Below are 19,301 nucleotides of genomic sequence, written 5' to 3' on the forward strand. Positions count from 1 at the left end.
GGCCGGCAACGGTCATTGCCTGCACTGTGAAATTATTCTTTCACTTCATTGCGCATTGGCAAGTTAGGTGGATCACAGCGTGCCGCTGCGGGGTAGCGTGGGGGTATGGGAAAGATCAGGGATTCGGTGGACGCCAAGGCACTGCGGTTCGCGATCGGGTTTCCGGTGCTGCTGGCCGCCGCATTCGTGGTCTGCGCACTTCTGCTCCGGCCGGACGTGCCGGACCCCATGGCGGTCCGCTGGTCCGACGCCGGTCCGGTCGGCTTTGCGCCGTTTTCCGCCTTTGTGGCAGTCGGCGCCCTGATCATCACGGTGGTGGGGTGGCTCGCCCTGGGACAGGCGGCACCTTTGAGCCGGCCCACTGTGATGCGCCGCTTATTGATGGGCGCCGGACTAAGCGTCACTCTCTTCGTCACAACTGCACTGGCCGCGGTGCTGGTGGGCCAGGCGGGAATCGCCGATGTCCGTGAGGCCCGGGTCGACATGTCGGCATTGGCGCTCGGGAGCGGGGCGGCCCTGGCCCTTGGGGTCATCATGGGCTTTGTCTTCAAAGCGGATGAACAGTGGTCCGTCGACGACGAACGCGCGCTGCAGGAGGCCCTGGACCGTGAACTGGACCCCGAACTCGCGACCGATTCCGTGCGGTTGTGGGTACACGCCCGCAGCTCGGTGTTCGTGATGCTGGGCGTGGCCTCGCTCTTCCCGGCAGCCCTGATCTCCATCGCCCTGCCCTGGCTCGGTGCCCTGCTGGTGGTCCTGGCCGTGCTGGCAGCCGCCTTCCTGTTCGCCCGGATCATCGTTGACCGGAGCGGGCTGCGGGTCTTCGTCGCGGGCTTCGTCCGGGTGATGGAGGTTCCGGCGGCCGCAATTTCCTCGGCGTCGCCGGCTGAGGTCCGTGCCGCAGACTACGGCGGCTGGGGCTACCGCCACCACGGCGGGACCACCGCGATGCTCGTCAGCAGTGGCCCCGCCGTCGTGGTCAACCGCGCTGACGGCAAGAAAGTGGCTGTCAGCGGCGGCAGCACGGACTCCGCGGAAAGGGTGGCCGCGGTGCTGTCCCGCGTGGCTGCCCGGGCGCGCGGGGAGAAGCGCCCGCCCCAGCCGTAACATCCCGGGCGGCACCTGCGTCCTAGTACGCTTGGATCCGACCCCCGAAGCAGCCCGGAAGCCTACCGGTGCTCATGACTGAACGGATACCGCCGTGACCACAAACCCCGACTTCCCGCGCGTCCACATAGCCACCGACCACGCCGGAATGGAGCTCAGCGCCCACCTGGTGGCCCACCTCACGGCCAAGGGCTATGACGTGGTTGACCACGGACCCAAGGTCTACGACGCCCTGGATGACTACCCGTCGTTCTGCATCAACGCGGGACTTGCTGTCGTGGCGGACCAGGCCGCCGGCGTCCACGCTCTGGGCATCGTGCTGGGCGGCTCGGGCAACGGCGAGCAGATCGCGGCCAACAAGGTCAAGGGCGTCCGCGCTGCACTGGCCTGGAACCTCTCCACCGCCACCCTTGCCCGGGACCACAACGACGCGAACGTCGTGGCCGTCGGGGGCCGCCAGCACAGCGTGGAGGAAGCCACGGAGATCATTGAGGCCTTCCTGCAGGAACCGTTCAGCAACGACGAGCGCCACGTCCGCCGGATCGGCAAGATCGCGGCCTACGAGAACACCGGTGAGGTTATCGCCTAGTGCCCGAGGGGCATTCCGTCCACCGGCTGGCGCGCCAGTTTTCGGACGTATTTTCAGACCGGCGGCTCGCCGTTTCCAGTCCGCAGGGCCGCTTCGCCGACGGAGCGGCCCTGCTGGATGGCCGCATCCTGGTCGGCACAGTGGCGCACGGGAAGCACCTGTTCCTGCACTTCGACCACGGGCTGGTCCTGCACGTGCACCTTGGCCTCTATGGCGCCTGGGACTTCGGCGGTGACGCCACCTTCCGCGGAGCCTCCAGCATTGGCGCCCCCCGGAAGATGGGGGAGCGGGAGGTGTACGACGACGGCCCGCCGGCCGGAGCTGAGCAGGCCGACGCGGCAGAGAACCAGGGCGCTTTCGGTTACACGGGTCCTCCCGCGCCCGTCGGCGCCGTCCGCGTCCGGCTCGCCGGAGACCACGGCTGGGCGGACCTCAGGGGCGCCACCACGTGCCACGCGATCACCGAGGAGGAAGCCGATGCCGTGCTGGGTCGGCTGGGACCGGACCCGCTTCGCAACGTTCCGGGGGACAAGGCAGGCTTCGTTGCCGGCGTGCGGGCGCGGAAAACGCCGCTTGCGGCGCTGCTTATGGACCAGAAAGTGATTGCCGGCGTCGGGAACGTCTACCGCGCTGAACTGCTCTTCCGCCAGGGCCTCCATCCCTGGCTGCCCGGCCGTTCCCTGGAGCCCGGGGCGGCAGGGCAGCTGTGGGACGACACAGTGGCGATGATGTCCGACGGCGTCCGCGACGGCAGGATCATCACCACGCCGCCCCGCTACTGGACCGATCCGGGCGCGGGGCTGCCGGCACCGGAGGAGTCCCACTTCGTGTACCGGCGGCAAGGCCTCGAGTGCCGCGACTGCGGGACCCCGGTGGCACTGGCTGAACTCGCTGCGCGCAAGCTGTTTTGGTGCCCCACGTGCCAGCGGGGATCCTGAGGCAACAAAAAAGCCCCTCCGCAGAGGGGCTTTCTTGTTGTCCTGCCTGGTGTCCTGCAGGGCTGTCCTGGAGGGGACGACGGGAATCGAACCCGCGTAATCAGTTTGGAAGACTGAGGCTTTACCATTAAGCTACGTCCCCGGAAACACTCATCCACCAACATTCTAAATGCCGGATGGCAGTCGGTGCATTTTCCGGTCGGCTGCTCGAGCCGGATATAACTAAACCTAATTCAGGGCCCCAGTGTCAAATGTGCATATCCGCTCGATATGACCGTAGACTGTTCTGTGCACTTACGGGGTGTAGCTCAGCTTGGCTAGAGCGCCTGCTTTGGGAGCAGGAAGTCGCAGGTTCAAATCCTGTCACCCCGACTCTGCAGCTTGTCAGATCATTGCGTTTGCAGAACCCCATCCCACAAAACCAGGAGTACTTAGACTGTGAAGAGCGCTGTCGAGAACCTCACCCCCACGCGGGTCAAGCTCAATGTTGAGGTCCCCTTTGAGGAATTGAAGCCCAGCATCGATGAGGCATACAAGACTGTTGCTTCGCAGATCCAGGTCCCCGGCTTCCGCAAGGGTAAGGTCCCCGCAAAGCTGATCGACCAGCGCGTTGGCCGCGGCTACGTGCTGGAAACGGCCATCAACGAAGGCCTCAACGGCTGGTACCAGGAGGCCGTGCAAGAAACCGGCATCCGTCCCCTGAGCCGTCCCGAGGTTGAGATCACCGAGGTTCCGGACCCGACGGCCACCGACGGCGAACTCAAGTTCCACGCTGAAGTTGACGTCCGGCCCGAGATCGAGCTGCCCGACTACGCCGGCATCAAGGTTGAGGTTGCCGCGGCTGAGTCCTCCGAAGCCGATGTTGACAAGGCACTCGACGAACTCCGCGGCCGCTTCGGCACGCTCAAGTCCGTGGACCGCCCGGCTGCCGACGGAGACTTCCTGACCATCGACATCACTGCCTCCATCGACGGCGCCGAGGTTGACTCCGCCTCCGGCCTGTCCTACCAGGTCGGTGCCGGCACCATGCTCGAAGGCCTCGACGAGGCCGTGACGGGCCTCAGCGCCGACGAGGACGCCATCTTCGACACCACCCTCGTGGGCGGCGACCACGCCGGCGAAGCTGCGCAGGTCAAGGTAGTGGTCAAGTCCGTCAAGGAGCGCGAGCTTCCCGAGGCCGACGACGACTTCGCCCAGCTGGCCTCCGAGTTCGACACTCTGGCCGAACTGCGTGAGGACCTCGCTAAGCAGGCTTCCGAATCCAAGGTTGTCGAGCAGGGTGTCGAGGCGCGTGACAAGGTCCTGGACAAGCTCGTTGAGCTGGTTGAGGTTCCTGTTCCTGCGTCGGTCGTCGAAGAGCAGCTCGAGCAGCACTTCAAGGCCGAGAACTCCCACGGTGAAGGCGAGCACGACACCGACGAGCACCGCGCCGAGGTCAAGGCCAACACCGAGCGTGCTTTCCAGAACGAGATCATCCTTGACGCCATCGCTGACAAGGAAGAGGTCGGCGTCAGCCAGAACGAGCTGATCGACTACATCGTCACCACCGCCAGCCAGTACGGCATGGACCCGAACCAGTTCGCCCAGATCATCGACCAGTCCGGCCAGGTTCCCATGATGGTTTCCGAGGTCCGCCGCCGGAAGGCCCTGGCCGTTGTGCTGGGCCAGGCCGAGGTTACGGACTCCGAGGGCAACAAGGTTGACCTGAGTGACTTCGTGCGCCCCGGCGGCGAAGAGGTTCCTGCCGCTGAAGCTGAAGAAGCTCCCGCCGTCGAAGGCGAAGCCGCCGCCGAGGAAGCTGTTCCCAGCGACGACCCGGCAGCAGTGAAGTTCTAACTCGCGCTGTCTCTCAACACCGCGCGGAAGCCCCCGGATCCTGGTCCGGGGGCTTCCCCATTTAAGCCGGATCTTCCCCCTGGAAGTACCGGGGCCCCGGGCCGCCGGCGGCAATCGTGCGCCGTCAGCGAACAGTGCGATCCGCGAGAACAAAACGTCAGGGAAACCGGTTAGTGTCCAAGTAGTGATTTTCAGTGGCGTCGTCCCGTGACGCCACCGTCGCCAGCGAGAGGTAAGTACATATGTCACAGCAAGCAGGGGCACCCCGGATGGCAACTGTCGATCCGGCAGCCCAGGACAACTACATCTACAACCGCCTGCTGAAAGAGCGCATCATCTGGCTTGGCTCCGAGGTCCGCGATGAGAACGCCAACGCGATCTGCTCGCAGCTGCTGCTGCTGTCGGCCGAGAACCCCGATAAGGACATCTACCTGTACATCAACTCGCCGGGCGGCTCAGTGACCGCCGGCATGGCCATCTACGACACCATGCAGTTCATCCCGAACGACGTCGTCACGGTCGCCACCGGCCTCGCCGCCTCGATGGGCCAGTTCCTCCTGTCCTCCGGCACCAAGGGCAAGCGCTACGCTACCCCGAACGCCCGCATTCTGATGCACCAGCCGTCCGGCGGCATCGGTGGCACCGCCTCGGACATCAAGATCCAGGCCGAGCTGATCCTGCACATGAAGAAGGTCATGGCGGAACTGACCGCCGATCAGACCGGGCAGGAGGTGGAGACCATCCTCAAGGACAACGACCGCGACAAGTGGTTCACGGCTCCCGAGGCCCTTGAATACGGTTTCTTCGACAAGATCGCCGCGCACGCGGGATCTGTGGCCGGCGGCGGCGGCACTCAAAACGCCAGCGGCGCGGACAACTAACCGGCACGACAGTAATGATTCCAGGAGAAATGAACATGAACTACAATTTCGGATCGACTGCCGGGAACCTGCCCACCAGCCGCTACGTCCTGCCGCAGTTTGAGGAGCGTACCCCCTACGGCTTTAAGCGCCAGGACCCGTACACCAAGCTGTTCGAGGACCGCATTATCTTCCTTGGCGTACAGGTGGATGACGCCTCTGCTGACGACGTCATGGCCCAGCTGCTGGTGCTTGAGTCCACCGACCCGGACCGCGATATCACGCTTTACATCAATTCGCCGGGCGGTTCCTTCACGGCCATGACCGCGATCTATGACACCATGCAGTACATCCGTCCCGAGATCCAGACGGTGTGCCTTGGCCAGGCTGCAAGCGCCGCGGCCGTGCTGCTCGCAGCAGGAACGCCGGGCAAGCGGCTGGCACTGCCGAACGCGCGCGTCCTGATCCACCAGCCGGCACTGTCCGGCGGCCAGGGCGGCCAGGCCTCGGACCTCGAGATCCAGGCCGCGGAAGTCATGCGGATGCGCTCCTGGCTCGAGGACACCCTGGCGAAGCACTCAGGCCGGACCTCCGAGCAGGTCAACAACGACATCGAGCGTGACAAGATCCTCACGGCGGCTGAGGCGCAGTCCTACGGCCTGATCGACCAGGTCCTGGACTCCCGCAAGATCAAGCCGCAGGTGATCTCCAGGTAAAATGGCACGACACGCGGAGCCGGTGCGGTTCATGGAAAATGGACCGCACCGGCTTTCGTTTTCAACACGTAAGGTTCCACCCCTCAGGCCGAATGTGACCTAGAGTGGAACATGTCACGGCCGGACCTTCCGGACCCACCGTGATTCCAGCAACCGGTGCAGTGCTGCGATAGCGGCAAGATACTAAGGGGTTCACATATGGCTCGGATTGGCGAGAGCACGGATCTGCTGAAGTGCTCTTTCTGCGGAAAGAGCCAAAAGCAGGTGCGCAAGCTCATTGCCGGGCCCGGCGTGTACATCTGCGATGAGTGCATTGAGCTCTGCAACGAGATCATTGAAGAGGAGCTCGCGGAAGTAGCGGACCTCGGCAGTTTCGAGCTGCCCAAACCGCGCGAGATCTTCGACTTCCTGCAGGAATACGTCATCGGCCAGGAGCCCGCCAAACGTTCCCTCGCCGTCGCGGTGTACAACCACTACAAGCGCATCCAGGCCGGCCACGCCCCCAAGAGCGGTAGCCTTGCCGAAGGCGTCCATCACGACGACGTCGAGATCGCCAAGTCGAACATCCTCCTGATCGGCCCCACCGGCTGCGGCAAGACCTACCTCGCCCAGACCCTCGCGCGTCGCCTCAACGTCCCGTTCGCCGTCGCGGATGCCACGGCACTCACCGAAGCCGGATACGTCGGCGAGGACGTCGAAAACATCCTCCTGAAGCTCATCCAGGCCGCTGACTATGACGTCAAGAAGGCCGAACAGGGCATCATTTACATTGACGAGATCGACAAGATCTCCCGCAAGAGCGAAAACCCTTCCATCACCCGGGATGTGTCCGGTGAGGGCGTGCAGCAGGCGCTGCTGAAGATCCTGGAAGGCACCGTGGCCTCGGTTCCGCCGCAGGGCGGCCGGAAGCACCCGCACCAGGAATTCATCCAGATCGACACCACCAACGTGCTCTTCATCGTCGCCGGAGCCTTCGCGGGGCTCGAGGATATCATCGGTTCCCGCTCCGGCCGCAAGGGCATCGGCTTCGGTGCGCCGCTCAACGAGGTCAAGAACAACTCGGACTCCTACGGTGAAGTCATGCCGGAGGACCTGCTGAAGTTTGGACTGATCCCGGAATTCATCGGCAGGCTTCCCGTCATCACCACCGTGTCCAATCTGGACCGCCCGGCGTTGATCCAGATTCTCTCGACACCCAAGAACGCCCTCGTGAAGCAGTACCAGAAGATGTTCCAGCTCGACGGCGTCGAGCTGCTTTTCGACGACGCGGCGCTGGACATGATCGCGGACCAGGCACTGGAACGGGGGACCGGCGCCCGTGGGCTCCGCGCCATCATGGAGGAAGTCCTCCTGCCCGTCATGTTCGATCTTCCGAGCCGTGATGACATCGCGAGCGTTGTTATCACCGCCGACGTCGTGGCAAAGAAGGCGCAGCCCACCATGATCGCGCACGACGTCGTGGCCAAGCGGCGGAATAAATCCGCTTAGTTTCCCGCTGTGGTTGAAGGTGCGCCCGGCGCCCCGTGACCTGACGACTTTTTTCGAGGAGACTTCCTGTGCCTGAAACCACTGTGAGCAAAGCCGACTTCTGGTTCGACCCCCTGTGCCCCTTCGCCTGGATCACGTCCCGCTGGGTCGGGGAGGTCGAAGGAGTCCGCGACATCAGGACGGAGTGGCACGTGATGAGCCTCGCCGTGCTGAACGAGGGCCGTGACCTTGAACCCGGGTACCGCGAACTGATGGACAAAGCCTGGGGCCCCGTCCGCGTCATCATCGCTGCCCGGGAGCAGCACGGCGACCAGGTGGTCAAGCCGCTGTATGACGCCATGGGCAGCCTGATCCACGACGGCGGCGAGAAGGACTTCGGCATCGTGATCGCCAAGGCCCTCGCGGAGTGCGGGCTGCCGGCCGGGCTGGCGTCGGCAGCATCCTCCGACGCCTTCGATGAGCAGCTCCGCGCCAGCCATGAAGAGGGTATCTCGCTCGTGGGCCAGGATGTCGGAACGCCGGTGGTGGCCTTCAACGGCACGGCATTCTTCGGTCCGGTGCTGACGCGCATTCCCCGCGGAGAGGAAGCCGGCCGTCTGTGGGATGCATCGGTGACCCTGGCCGCCTACCCGCATTTCTTTGAGATCAAGCGCAGCCGCACGGAGCGGCCCGAATTCAACTAGCCCGGCGGCCGGGAGAATTACTGTGATGTAGTTCTTCCGGGCCCCTTGCGGTTCGCCCTGGGTGGGACAACAATAGTTCTTACCCACTTCGAAAGAAGAGGGACACGGAAACCAAAGATTCAGTGACACGCATCTGACGCAGCCTTCGGCAAAGTCAGAAGCTGGCTACCAGTGACGAGGTAGTAAGACCTGAAATTCCGAGGATTCCGCCAGATTGTCACAGACGTCACGAGACAATCGAAAAGTCGAAGCCCCACCAACCGCGAAAAGCTGATGGGGCTTCCCCTTTGCCCAAAAATTAGGACACAGAAAACGAAGCCCCGCCGGCACAGGAGCCGGCGGGGCTTTCATTGTTTTGCGGAAGCTGCAGCTGTCAGACCGTTGGCGCTTCTTCCGGCTGTGCCAGCACAACATCGCTGACGGTGAGTTCACCTTCGCCGGCCACGAGGGTCAGCTCGCGTGCATTGGAGGCTGCCTTCAGGTCGGCAAGGCCTGCCTTCAGCTGCGTGGTCAGTGATTCCGTGGCGGTGATCGTCGCGGACAGGACCTCGGTGCGCTGCTTGACCTTCGCTTCGGACTTGGCCTTGCGGATACCGCTCAGTGCAACGCCCACGGTCGCGAGCATGGTGGTGTCGCCGTCGGACACTTCCAGGGCAGCGGGCCATTCGGCGCGGTGCACTGAACCGCTGCGCCACCAGCCCCAGACCTCTTCGGTTGCGAAAGGAAGGAACGGAGCGAACAGCCTCAGCAGGGTATCCAGCGTGGTGGCCAGGGCGGCCAGAACGGACGCCTGTTCCGACTCACCGGCGGCACCGTAGGCACGGTCCTTGATGAGTTCCACGTAGTCGTCGGTGAACTGCCAGAAGAAGCTTTCGCTGATCTGCAGGGCCCGGGCGTAGTCGTAGTTGTCGAACGCCTTGGTCGCCTGCGCCACCACATCCGAAAGCTGGGCCAGCAGTGCACGGTCCAGGGCATTGGTGAGCACGGACAGGTCCGTTGAAACCACCGAGTTTTCGGTGGCGCCGAGGTTCAGGACGAACTTCGAGGCGTTGAGCAGCTTGATGGCCAGGCGCCGCCCGATCTTCATCTGGGCGATCTCGTATGCGGTGTCCACGCCGAGCTTGGCCGAGGCCGCCCAGTAACGGACAGCGTCCGAGCCGTACTCGTTGAGGACGTCGGTGGGTACCACAACGTTGCCCTTGGACTTGGACATCTTCTTGCGGTCCGGGTCCAGGATCCAGCCGGAAATGGCGGCGTGCTTCCACGGCGCACTCTTCTGCAGTGCATCGGCACGGACCGCGGAAGAGAACAGCCAGGTCCGGATGATGTCGTGGCCCTGGGGGCGGAGGTCGAACGGGTAGACCTTGGCGAACAAGTCCTCATCCCGGCTCCAGCCGCCCACGATCTGCGGTGTCAGGGATGACGTTGCCCAGGTGTCCAGGACGTCGGCGTCGCCCGTGAAGCCGTTCGGCTGGTCGCGCTGGGACTCGTCGAATCCCGGGGCGGCGTCGGCGGCCGGATCGACGGGCAGCGACTCGTCAGACGGCAGGACGGGGTTGTCGTAGTCCGGGTTGCCCTGGGCGTCCAAGGGGTACCAGACCGGGATGGGCACACCGAAGAAGCGCTGGCGGGAGACCAGCCAGTCCCCGTTGAGGCCGGCGATCCAGTTTTCGTACCGGGAGCGCATGAACGACGGGTGGAAGTTGATCTCCTGGCCGCGTCCGATGAGGCGTTCGCGGCGTTCCTCGTCACGGCCGCCGTTGCGGATGTACCACTGGCGGGACGTGACAACTTCGAGCGGCTTGTCGCCCTTTTCGAAGAAGTTCACCGGGTGCGTGATTTTCTTGGGTTCTCCATCCAGGAGGCCAGCCGCGGCGAGCAGCTCAACCACGGCTTCCTTGGCCGAGAAAGCGGTCTTGCCGGCAATCGCAGCGTAGGCTTCCCGCCCGGCGTCGGTGGTGATCCACTCCGGGGTCTCGGCAATGATGCGGCCGTCGCGGCCCATGATGGCGCGCGTGGGCAGCTGAAGTTCGCGCCACCACGTGACGTCGGTCAGGTCACCGAAGGTGCACACCATGGCGATGCCCGAGCCCTTGTCCGCCTTGGCGAGCGGGTGGGCCTTGACCTCAAGCTCGACCTCAAAGAGCGGGGACTTCACGGTCTTGCCGAACAGCGGCTGGTACCGTTCGTCGTCGGGGTTTGCCACCAGGGCTGCGCAGGCGGCCAGCAGCTCAGGGCGCGTGGTCTCAATGAAGATCTTTTCCCCGTCTTCTGTGAAGAAGGGATAGCGGTAGTAGGCGCCGGCAACTTCGCGGTCCTCAAGCTCGGCCTGAGCAACGGCGGTCCGGAACGTCACGTCCCAGAGGGTGGGCGCCTCCGCCATGTAGGCGTCACCCGCTGCGAGGTTGGCAAGGAACGCTCGCTGGGACACCGCACGGGAGGTGTCATCGATGGTGCGGTAGGTCAGGTCCCAGTCGACGGAGAGCCCGAGGGTCTGGAACAGGTTCTCGAAGACCTTCTCGTCCTCTACCGCGAGTTCTTCACAGAGCTCGATGAAGTTCTGCCGGGACACGACGTCGAAGTCGCGCTGGTTCTTGGCCGGCTGGGCCGGCGGACGGTAGCCAGCGTTGTAGGGGATGGCTGGGTCGCAGCGCACACCGTAGTAGTTCTGGACGCGGCGTTCGGTGGGCAGGCCGTTGTCGTCCCAGCCCATCGGGTAGAAGACGTTCTTGCCCGTCATGCGCATGTACCGCGCCTGCACGTCGGTCTGCGTGAAGGAGAACATGTGGCCCACGTGGAGCGAACCTGATGCCGTCGGCGGGGGAGTGTCGATCGAGTAGACCTGCTCGCGCGTCGTGTCCGGGTTGAACTTGTAGGTTCCTTCACTCAGCCAGCGCTGCGTCAGCGCAGCCTCCAGCCCTTCCAGGGCGGGCTTGTCCGGAACGTTGATAGGGGCAGTGGTGGGCGTGTCTGTACCCTGTTTGTCTTCAGCCATGGAGCAATTGTTTCATGATCTCTTCCATCGCCTGCGCGGATCCCTGCCGTAGCATCCCGGTATGGACAGTGCAGCCCGCCACCTGGCGATGAAACGTGTCTACGATGAACCGGCCGACGACGACGGTTTCCGGGTGCTGGTGGACCGGCTGTGGCCCCGGGGCATCAGTAAGGAGCGCGCCAGGCTGGACCTCTGGCTCAAGGACATCGCGCCGTCGGCGCCGCTGCGGACAGAGTTCGCCCACATGCAGGAACGGTTCGCGGACTTCCGGAAGCAGTACGAGGCCGAGCTCGAAAACAATCCGGCCGTGGACACCCTTCGGGAGCTGGCAGGGAAGCACCGGCGGGTCACGCTGCTGTATGGCGCCAGGGACCCGGAGATCAACAACGCCCGTGTGCTTCTGGAGTTCCTGCGGCGCTAGGGTGTTGCCATGACTGAGGAAAAGAACACGAAGGCAGCAGTAGTTACAGGCGCAAGCACGGGAATCGGCGAGGCCACGGTCCGCGCGCTGCGGGCTGAGGGGTGGAAGGTCTTTGCCGTCGCGCGCCGGGAGGACCGCCTGGCTGCACTAGCGGAGGAGACGGGCGCCGCCGCCGTACCCGCGGACATCGCGGACGATGCCGATGTCGAACGGCTCCTGGCCGAAGTGACGCAGGCCGGCGGCATCGACACCCTCATCAACATTGCCGGCGGTGCGCGCGGCGCGGACCGGATCGCGGATGCCAAGACCGATGACTGGGAGTGGATGTTCGACGTCAACGTGCTGGGGACCATGAAACTGACCCGCGCCTTCCTTCCCATGCTGCGCGCCTGCGGGGAAGGGACAGTCCTGAACCTGACTTCGACGGCGGGACTGGCCGCCTATGAAGGTGGCGGCGGCTACAACGCGGCCAAGTTCGCCCAGCACGCCATGACGGGTGCCCTGCGGCTCGAAGAGGTGGAACACAACGTCCGCGTCATCGAGGTTGCACCGGGGCTGGTGCACACCGAGGAGTTTGCGTTGAACAGGCTCGGCGGCGACCAGGAAGCCGCCGGCAAGGTCTACCAGGGGGTCGAGAAGCCGCTGACGGCTGCCGACGTCGCCGACGTGATCCGCTACGCCGTCACCGCGCCACACCACGTGAACCTGGACCAGATCGTGATCAGGCCGGTGGCGCAGGCGGCCAACTACAAGCTCATCCGCAAACAGGGCTGAGCCGGCTCCGGTTACCACAGAAGGCGCCAACTCTGGGTAGAATCGAGTATCAGCTTTGACCCGGCCATCACCGGTGAGCTTCCGGAAGAACCTCCGGTGCCTGCAGCGCAGGCTCCGGACCAGTAGAACCGGACGGGTAAGCCCGTCACAGCAGCAAATGAGCGGCCGACGCCGGGACAGCTCCACTTTCGTGGGGATGCGCCGGCGACGGTAAGTGAGGTGGTACCGCGGTGCCGGTGCTGTTGGAAAGCAGCGCACGGGCCGTCCTCGCATCCTGAATGATCCACTTGTTCACCAGCTCAACCCAGGATGTCGAGATGACCTATTACCCCAAGGCCTCAGCCGCACCGTCAGGCACCGCCGCCAGCACCTCTGCTTCCAACACCTCCGGTGTTTCGGCCTCCGTGAAGTTTCCGGAGATCGAAGAGCGCATCCTCAAGTACTGGGACCAGGACGGCACCTTCCAGGCGAGCATCGACCAGCGAAGCGCCGACCTTCCCGGCGGCGCCACCGGCAGCAACGAATTCGTCTTCTACGACGGTCCTCCCTTCGCAAACGGCCTGCCGCACTATGGCCACCTCCTGACCGGCTACGCCAAGGACCTGGTGGGCCGCTACCAGACGCAACGCGGCCGCCGCGTGGAGCGCCGCTTCGGCTGGGATACCCACGGCCTCCCCGCCGAGCTGGAAGCCATGAAGCAGCTGGGCATGACGGACAAGACGCAGATCGAGGCCATGGGCATCGACAAGTTCAACGACGCCTGCCGCGCCTCGGTGATGAAGTACGCGGACGAGTGGAAGAGCTATGTCACCCGCCAGGCCCGCTGGGTGGACTTCGACAACGACTACAAGACCCTCAACGTCGAGTACATGGAGTCCGTGCTCTGGGCCTTCAAGCAGCTGCATGAAAAGGGCCTGACCTACAACGGCTACCGCGTCCTGCCGTACTGCTGGAAGGACGAGACTCCGCTGTCCAACCATGAGCTGCGGATGGATGACGACGTCTACAAGAACCGCCAGGACCAGACCGTCACCGTGACTTTCCCCATCACGGCCGGGGAGTCGGAGCTGTCGAAGAAGCTTGCCGGTGTGCAGGCGCTCGCTTGGACCACCACGCCCTGGACGCTGCCCACCAACCTGGCGCTCGCCGTCGGGCCGTCCATCGCGTACGCGGTCCTGCCTGCGGGGCCGAACGGCATCAAGGCGGCTGCCGCCGAAGCTCCGGTTGCCGGGAGCTTCCTGCTGGCCGCTGACCTGCTGGGCACCTATGCCAAGGATCTGGGCTACGGCGACGGCACTGCCGGAGTTGAAGCTGCCGAGGCCGCGGTAACCGCCACCTACACGGGCGCGGAGCTGGAAGGCCTGCAGTACCAGCCGCTCTGGAACGACTTCAGTGACACCGAAAAGTTCGGCACCCAGAACGCCTGGCGCTTCCTGGTTGCCGATTATGTCACCACCACCGACGGCACCGGCATTGTCCACCAGGCGCCCGCCTACGGTGAGGATGACCAGAAGGTCTGTGAAGAGGCCGGCATCCCCGTGGTTCTGTCCGTGGACGAAGGCGCGAAATTCCTGCCGCTCTTCTCGCACGGCGACCTTCACGACATCGTGGGCCTGCAGGTGTTCGAGGCCAACAAGCCCATCACCCAGGTCCTCCGCGCCCAGGGCCGACTGGTCCGCCAGGCGAGCTACGAGCACAGCTACCCGCACTGCTGGCGCTGCCGCAACCCGCTGATCTACCGTGCGGTGTCCTCCTGGTACGTGGAAGTCACCAAATTCAAGGACCGCATGTCCGAGCTGAACCAGGAGATCAACTGGATCCCCGGGAACGTCAAGGACGGCCAGTTCGGCAAGTGGCTCGCCAACGCCCGCGACTGGTCCATCAGCCGCAACCGCTACTGGGGCAGCCCCATCCCGGTGTGGCAGTCCAGCGACCCCGAATACCCGCGCACCGACGTCTACGGCTCGCTTGCTGAAATCGAAGCCGACTTCGGCCGGCTCCCGCTGAACCAGGACGGCCAGGTAGACCTGCACCGGCCGTTCATCGACGAACTGACCCGCCCGAACCCGGACGACCCGCGGACCCCGGAAGAGGGCCAGTCCGTGATGCGCCGCGTCGAGGACGTCCTGGACGTCTGGTTCGACTCCGGCTCCATGCCCTACGGCCAGGTCCACTACCCGTTCCAGAACGAGGAATGGTTCGACACCCACAACCCTGCCGACTTCATCGTGGAGTACATCGGCCAGACGCGCGGCTGGTTCTATATGCTGCATATCCTGTCCACGGCGCTGTTCGACCGCCCTGCCTTCCGCAACGTCATCAGCCATGGCATCGTTCTGGGCTCGGACGGACAGAAGATGTCCAAGAGCCTGCGCAACTACCCGGACGTGTCCGAGGTCCTGGACCGCGACGGTTCCGACGCGATGCGCTGGTTCCTGATGTCCAGTCCCATACTGCGGGGTGGCAACCTTGTGGTCACCGAACAGGGAATCCGCGACGGCGTCCGCCAGGTCATCCTGCCGCTCTGGAACGTTTACAGCTTCTTCACGCTGTACACGAACGCCGCTAATGCAGTGGACGGAACAGCCTCCGGGTATGACGCCAAGCTGCGCTACGACGGCTACACGGACACGCTGGACCAGTACCTCATGGCCAACACCGGGGACTTGGTCCGCAACATGACCGCGCAGCTGGACAGCTACGACATCTCCGGTGCCTGCGACGAACTGCGCAGCTACCTGGATATGCTCACCAACTGGTATGTGCGCCGCAGCCGTCAGCGCTTCTTCGACGAGAGCACCGACGCCTTCGACGCGCTCTACACCGCGCTCGAAGCCGTCTGCCGGGTGTCGGCGTCCCTGCTGCCGCTGGTTTCCGAGGAAATCTGGCGCGGCCTCACGGGCGGCCGCTCCGTGCACCTCGCCGACTGGCCGGACGCGGGGCTCTTCCCGGCCAACGCCGCGCTCGTGGAGGCGATGGACCGGGTGCAGCAGATCTGCTCCACCGGATCGTCGCTCCGCAAGGCTGCGAACCTGCGCGTCCGCCTGCCGCTGCAGGAACTCACTGTCGTGGCACCCGGCGCGGATGCGCTTGGAGGCTTTGCCGCCGTCGTCGCGGATGAACTGAACCTGCGGTCCGTCCGCCTGCTCGACGCCGAGAGCGCTTCCCCGGAGGAGTTCGGCATCGAACAGAAGCTGGTGGTCAACGCCCGCGCCGCCGGTCCGCGCCTGGGCAAGAACGTCCAGCAGGCCATCAAGGGCTCCAAATCCGGCGACTGGTCCGTTTCCGAAGCCGGCGTGGTAACTGCCGGCGGACTCGAGCTGGAGCCGCAGGAATATACCTTGGAAACCGTGGTGGCGGAAGCTGCAGAGGGAGCAGGTTCCCGCGCGGCCGCCGTGCTGCCGGGCGGCGGATTCGTGGTCCTCAACACCGAGGTCACCCCGGAACTGGAGGCCGAGGGCCTGGCCCGGGACATGGTCCGTGCCATCCAGCAGGCGCGGAAGGACGCTGGACTGAACGTCAGCGACCGGATTCGTACCACCGTCACGGCGGCGCAGAGCGTCATCGACGCACTGGAGGCCAATGCCGGACTTATCAAGACCGAAACCCTGACCGTGGACTTGGGAACCCTCGCGGAAGATTCCGCAGAGCCGCGGGTCACCGTCGAAAAAGTAGAGGCCTAGAACATGACCGACGAATTCTCCGTGGAGAGCGTCTACGCCGAGCTGCTGGGCCGGGCGCCGGAAAACAAGATGGAGCCGCGCCTCGCGCCGCTGTTCCGGGCCATGGATGTGCTGGGTGAGCCCAACAAGGCGTTCCCGATCATCCACGTCACCGGCACCAACGGCAAGACGTCCACGGCGCGGATGATCGAGGCGGGGCTGCGTGCCCACGGCCTGAGCACCGGCCGCTACACCAGCCCGCACTTGTCCAAGGTGACCGAGCGGATCAGCATCGACGGCGCTCCGGTGTCCGATGAGACGTTCGTCCGGATCTGGGACGAAATCCGGCCGTACCTCGAAATCGTGGACAACGAGCTGGTGGCCGACGGCCAGCCGCGGCTGACCTACTTTGAGTGCCTCACCATCCTGGGCTTCGCCGTATTCGCCGACCAGCCTGTCAACGTGGCCATCATGGAGGTGGGCCTCGGCGGCATCACCGACGCCACCAACGTCGGCGATGGCCAGGTGGCCGTGGTGACTCCCATTTCGCTGGACCACACCGATCTTCTCGGAGACACCACGGAAGAAATCGCCCACGAAAAGGCCGGGATCATCAAGCCCGGCGGCTTCCTGGTCAGCGCCGCGCAGCCCGTCGATGCCGCGCAGGTCCTGCTCGAAAAGGCCCGCGAAGTCCAGGTGCCGTACCGGTTTGAAGGCGTGGAATTCGGCGTCGAATCCCGGACCGTTGCCGTCGGCGGCCAGGTGGTCACGATCCAGGGCCTTGCGGGACGGTACGAGGACTTGCTCGTTCCGCTGCACGGAGCGCACCAGGCGGAGAATGTCGCCGTCGCGATCGCCGCCCTGGAAGCGTTCTTCGGCGGGGAGAAGGCGCTCGACGCCGAGGTCCTGCAGGAGGCCTTCGCTTCCGTCACGTCCCCGGGCCGCCTCGAAGTAGTCCGGACCGCCCCGACCATCATCGTGGACGCCGGCCACAACCCGGAGGGCATCCGGGTCTCGGCCGAGGCCATCCACGAAGCCTTCAGCTTCACCAAACTTGTGGTGGTTGTGGGCGTCCTGAAAGAGAAGGACGCCGAGGAGATCCTCCGCCAGCTGAAGGAGTCCCTCGGCGACCTCGCCGCCGAATACTGCTTCACGCAGTCCAACTCACCCAGGGCAGTTCCGGCCGAGGACCTCGCCGAACTCGCGCTGGACCTTGGCTTCGGTGAGGAGAACATCCACGTTGCCGAAAAACTGGACGACGCCCTGGAATGGGCTGTGGAGCACGCCGAATCCAATGAGGACCTTGCCGGTGGCGTCCTGGTCACCGGTTCCATCACGCTCGTGGCGGAAGCCCGAATCCTGCTCGGAAAGACGGACGCCTGATGGCACGGCTCACCAAGGCGCAGCGGGAATGGCGGCCGGGCATGCCCAAGAAGCGGCGCTCCACCAAGGTCATGTTCGCCTCCACGGTCCTGGTGCTCGAAGGGTTCGTTGCATTCTTCGCCACGCTGGCGGTCTTCGGACTCCGGCGCGACGAGTTCCCCCCGGCCGTGATTCTCTCGGTGGGCATCGGGCTCAGCCTGGTGCTCGTGCTCACGTGCGCGGTGCTGTCCAAGCCCTGGGGTGTGGCACTGGGCTGGATCCTGCAGCTCGTCCTGATCTTCACCGGATTCATTGAGCCCATGATGTTCGTGGTCGGAATCCTCTTTGCGGTGGCCTGGTGGTACGGCATCCGCACCGGCATCAGGATCGACCGCGAAGCCGCCCAGCGCGACCGCGAGCAGGCCGCCTGGGAAGCCGAGCACCCGGCTGCCGGCAATGAAGGCACCGCCCAGACCCCGTAGACTAACCAAGAAACCCCCACCCACAACATTTTTGGAGCAGCTGTGAGCGTTGAGCGCACCCTCGTCCTGATTAAGCCCGACGGCGTGACCCGTAGCCTGACCGGCGCCATCCTCGGCCGGATCGAAGCCAAGGGCTACACCCTGACCGAGCTTAAGAAGGTCGATGCCAGCCGCGAACTGCTGGAGCAGCACTACGAGGAGCACGTGGGCAAGCCGTTCTACGAGCCGCTCGTGGAGTTCATGCTCAGCGGACCGGTTGTCGCCGCGATCTTCGAAGGCCACCGCGTCATCGAGGGCTTCCGTTCCCTCGCCGGCACCACGGACCCAACGACGGCGGCGCCCGGCACCATCCGCGGCGACTTCGGCCGCGACTGGGGCCTGAAGGTCCAGCAGAACCTGGTGCACGGCTCCGACTCCGTCGAGTCCGCCGAGCGCGAGATCAAGATCTGGTTCCAGGACTAACAGCCACCAGCGCGAGCGTACAGTTGAGGCCCCCGTTTCTTTGAGAAGCGGGGGCCTCAACTGTTCGTTCGCGCTTTGGGCGCTTAGTACCCGGACGTCCCGATGAACACCTGGATGAAGGCGAAGAAGATGGTGGCGATTACTGCCACGTACAGCAGCGCCGTGATGATCCAGCCGGAGTCGCCCACGATCCTTGCAGGGCCTGCCGGAACCTTGATGACTCCGTGCGTGATGTTCCTTGCCGTGACCCAGACAAAGAGCGGAATCATCGCGGCCCAGACCACCATGCAGAACGGGCAGAGGATGTGGATGGTGTAGAGGGCCTGCGACCACAGCCACACCACGAAAGCGAAGCCCAGCGTCACACCGGCCTGCAGGCCAAGCCAGTACCAGCGGGCAAACTTCGCACCGGCAAGGACAGCCACGCCCGTGGTGATCACGACGGCAAACGCCACGATGCCAATAAACATGTTGGGGAAGCCGAACACCGAACTCTGCCATGTCTGCATCACGGCTCCGCAGGAGACCCACGGATTGATGTCGCACGCCGTGACGTGGTTCGGGTCCTTGAGAACCTCAAGTTTCTCCAGGACCAGGGCGCCTGAAGCCAGCCAGCCGACGACGCCGGTGATCACCAGCAGCCATCCGAACTGCTTGTCCCGGGTCATGGGAGGCAGGCCTTCCCGGCCCGCTTCCCGCTCTTGGAGGCCGTCCACCCGGTTGTTCTGCGTGGAATTGGAGATGCTGGGCATGGGATGTTGCGTCCTTTTTCTCGAGGGCTCCTCGCCCTGATTGTAACGCCGGAGGCTGGACGGGCCCCACAGAGTCCGGCCGCCGCGCTTTGCGCGTATACGGATGCCCCCGCATCCCGCGTGTTTGAGTGAGCGTATGAGAGAATGAAGCTGGCTGGAATACGATCCACATTC

The 19,301-nt window shown here is 64.6% G+C and carries 16 protein-coding genes and 2 tRNA genes; 15 read left to right on the forward strand and 3 right to left on the reverse strand.

Going from position 1 to position 19,301, the window contains the following annotated elements:
* The first annotated feature begins 105 nt into the window (after nt 1-105).
* From J7I92_RS05630 to J7I92_RS05640, 3 genes are all read left to right on the forward strand, one after another.
* Nucleotides 106-1,107, forward strand: a complete 1,002-nt coding sequence (locus J7I92_RS05630) for a hypothetical protein (RefSeq protein ID WP_214838430.1) — start codon at nt 106-108, stop codon at nt 1,105-1,107.
* Nucleotides 1,108-1,201: 94 nt separating this feature from the next.
* The gene (locus tag J7I92_RS05635; protein WP_214838432.1) at nt 1,202-1,696 is read left to right on the forward strand and encodes a ribose-5-phosphate isomerase; all 495 of its coding nucleotides are present in this window, start codon (nt 1,202-1,204) and stop codon (nt 1,694-1,696) included.
* Nucleotides 1,696-2,634, forward strand: a complete 939-nt coding sequence (locus J7I92_RS05640; RefSeq protein ID WP_214838434.1) for a DNA-formamidopyrimidine glycosylase family protein — start codon at nt 1,696-1,698, stop codon at nt 2,632-2,634. The genes J7I92_RS05635 and J7I92_RS05640 overlap by 1 nt, the downstream gene beginning before the upstream one ends.
* A gap of 68 nt (nt 2,635-2,702) precedes the next feature.
* Here J7I92_RS05640 and J7I92_RS05645 read toward each other — a convergent pair.
* Nucleotides 2,703-2,776: transfer RNA gene (locus J7I92_RS05645), tRNA-Gly, on the reverse strand.
* Between the two features lie 155 nt (nt 2,777-2,931).
* Here J7I92_RS05645 and J7I92_RS05650 point away from each other — a divergent pair.
* From J7I92_RS05650 to J7I92_RS05675, 6 genes are all read left to right on the forward strand, one after another.
* Nucleotides 2,932-3,006, forward strand: a tRNA-Pro gene (locus J7I92_RS05650).
* Nucleotides 3,007-3,072: 66 nt separating this feature from the next.
* Nucleotides 3,073-4,470, forward strand: a complete 1,398-nt coding sequence (tig, locus tag J7I92_RS05655; RefSeq protein WP_214838437.1) for a trigger factor — start codon at nt 3,073-3,075, stop codon at nt 4,468-4,470.
* 269 nt (nt 4,471-4,739) lie between these two features.
* Nucleotides 4,740-5,351, forward strand: a complete 612-nt coding sequence (locus J7I92_RS05660) for an ATP-dependent Clp protease proteolytic subunit (RefSeq protein ID WP_214839034.1) — start codon at nt 4,740-4,742, stop codon at nt 5,349-5,351.
* A 35-nt stretch (nt 5,352-5,386) separates the two neighbouring features.
* Nucleotides 5,387-6,046, forward strand: coding sequence for an ATP-dependent Clp protease proteolytic subunit (locus J7I92_RS05665; protein ID WP_214838439.1), 660 nt, complete (start codon nt 5,387-5,389; stop codon nt 6,044-6,046).
* A gap of 198 nt (nt 6,047-6,244) precedes the next feature.
* Entirely contained in the window at nt 6,245-7,534 is a 1,290-nt protein-coding gene (gene clpX / locus J7I92_RS05670) for an ATP-dependent Clp protease ATP-binding subunit ClpX (RefSeq protein WP_028268994.1), read from the forward strand.
* Nucleotides 7,535-7,602: 68 nt separating this feature from the next.
* Complete coding sequence (locus J7I92_RS05675) at nt 7,603-8,217, forward strand: DsbA family protein (RefSeq protein WP_214838441.1); 615 nt, start codon at nt 7,603-7,605, stop codon at nt 8,215-8,217.
* Nucleotides 8,218-8,590: 373 nt separating this feature from the next.
* Here the strand turns inward: J7I92_RS05675 and valS are convergent, their stop codons facing one another.
* Complete coding sequence (gene valS, locus J7I92_RS05680) at nt 8,591-11,212, reverse strand: valine--tRNA ligase (protein WP_214838443.1); 2,622 nt, start codon at nt 11,210-11,212, stop codon at nt 8,591-8,593.
* A 61-nt stretch (nt 11,213-11,273) separates the two neighbouring features.
* On the opposite strand from valS, the gene J7I92_RS05685 reads away from it, so the two are divergent.
* From J7I92_RS05685 to ndk, 6 genes are all read left to right on the forward strand, one after another.
* On the forward strand, nt 11,274-11,633 hold the full coding sequence (locus tag J7I92_RS05685; RefSeq protein ID WP_214838445.1) for a DUF488 domain-containing protein: 360 nt from the start codon (nt 11,274-11,276) through the stop codon (nt 11,631-11,633).
* A 9-nt stretch (nt 11,634-11,642) separates the two neighbouring features.
* Nucleotides 11,643-12,407, forward strand: coding sequence for an SDR family oxidoreductase (locus J7I92_RS05690; RefSeq protein ID WP_214838447.1), 765 nt, complete (start codon nt 11,643-11,645; stop codon nt 12,405-12,407).
* Between the two features lie 317 nt (nt 12,408-12,724).
* On the forward strand, nt 12,725-16,090 hold the full coding sequence (ileS, locus tag J7I92_RS05695; RefSeq protein ID WP_214838449.1) for an isoleucine--tRNA ligase: 3,366 nt from the start codon (nt 12,725-12,727) through the stop codon (nt 16,088-16,090).
* Nucleotides 16,091-16,093: 3 nt separating this feature from the next.
* Nucleotides 16,094-17,452, forward strand: coding sequence for a folylpolyglutamate synthase/dihydrofolate synthase family protein (locus J7I92_RS05700; RefSeq protein ID WP_214838451.1), 1,359 nt, complete (start codon nt 16,094-16,096; stop codon nt 17,450-17,452).
* A complete protein-coding gene (locus J7I92_RS05705) occupies nt 17,452-17,913 on the forward strand; it encodes a DUF4233 domain-containing protein (RefSeq protein ID WP_214838452.1) in 462 nt (153 codons plus the stop codon). The genes J7I92_RS05700 and J7I92_RS05705 overlap by 1 nt, the downstream gene beginning before the upstream one ends.
* Nucleotides 17,914-17,955: 42 nt before the next feature.
* The gene (gene ndk / locus J7I92_RS05710; RefSeq protein WP_214838455.1) at nt 17,956-18,375 is read left to right on the forward strand and encodes a nucleoside-diphosphate kinase; all 420 of its coding nucleotides are present in this window, start codon (nt 17,956-17,958) and stop codon (nt 18,373-18,375) included.
* Nucleotides 18,376-18,458: 83 nt separating this feature from the next.
* On the opposite strand, the gene J7I92_RS05715 is transcribed toward ndk, so the two are convergent.
* The gene (locus J7I92_RS05715) at nt 18,459-19,127 is read right to left on the reverse strand and encodes a vitamin K epoxide reductase family protein (protein ID WP_214838456.1); all 669 of its coding nucleotides are present in this window, start codon (nt 19,125-19,127) and stop codon (nt 18,459-18,461) included.
* Nucleotides 19,128-19,301 lie beyond the last annotated feature (174 nt).

Origin of the sequence: Arthrobacter sp. ISL-72 (genome assembly GCF_018613755.1) — a bacterium.
Taxonomy (GTDB): Bacteria; Actinomycetota; Actinomycetes; order Actinomycetales; family Micrococcaceae; genus Arthrobacter.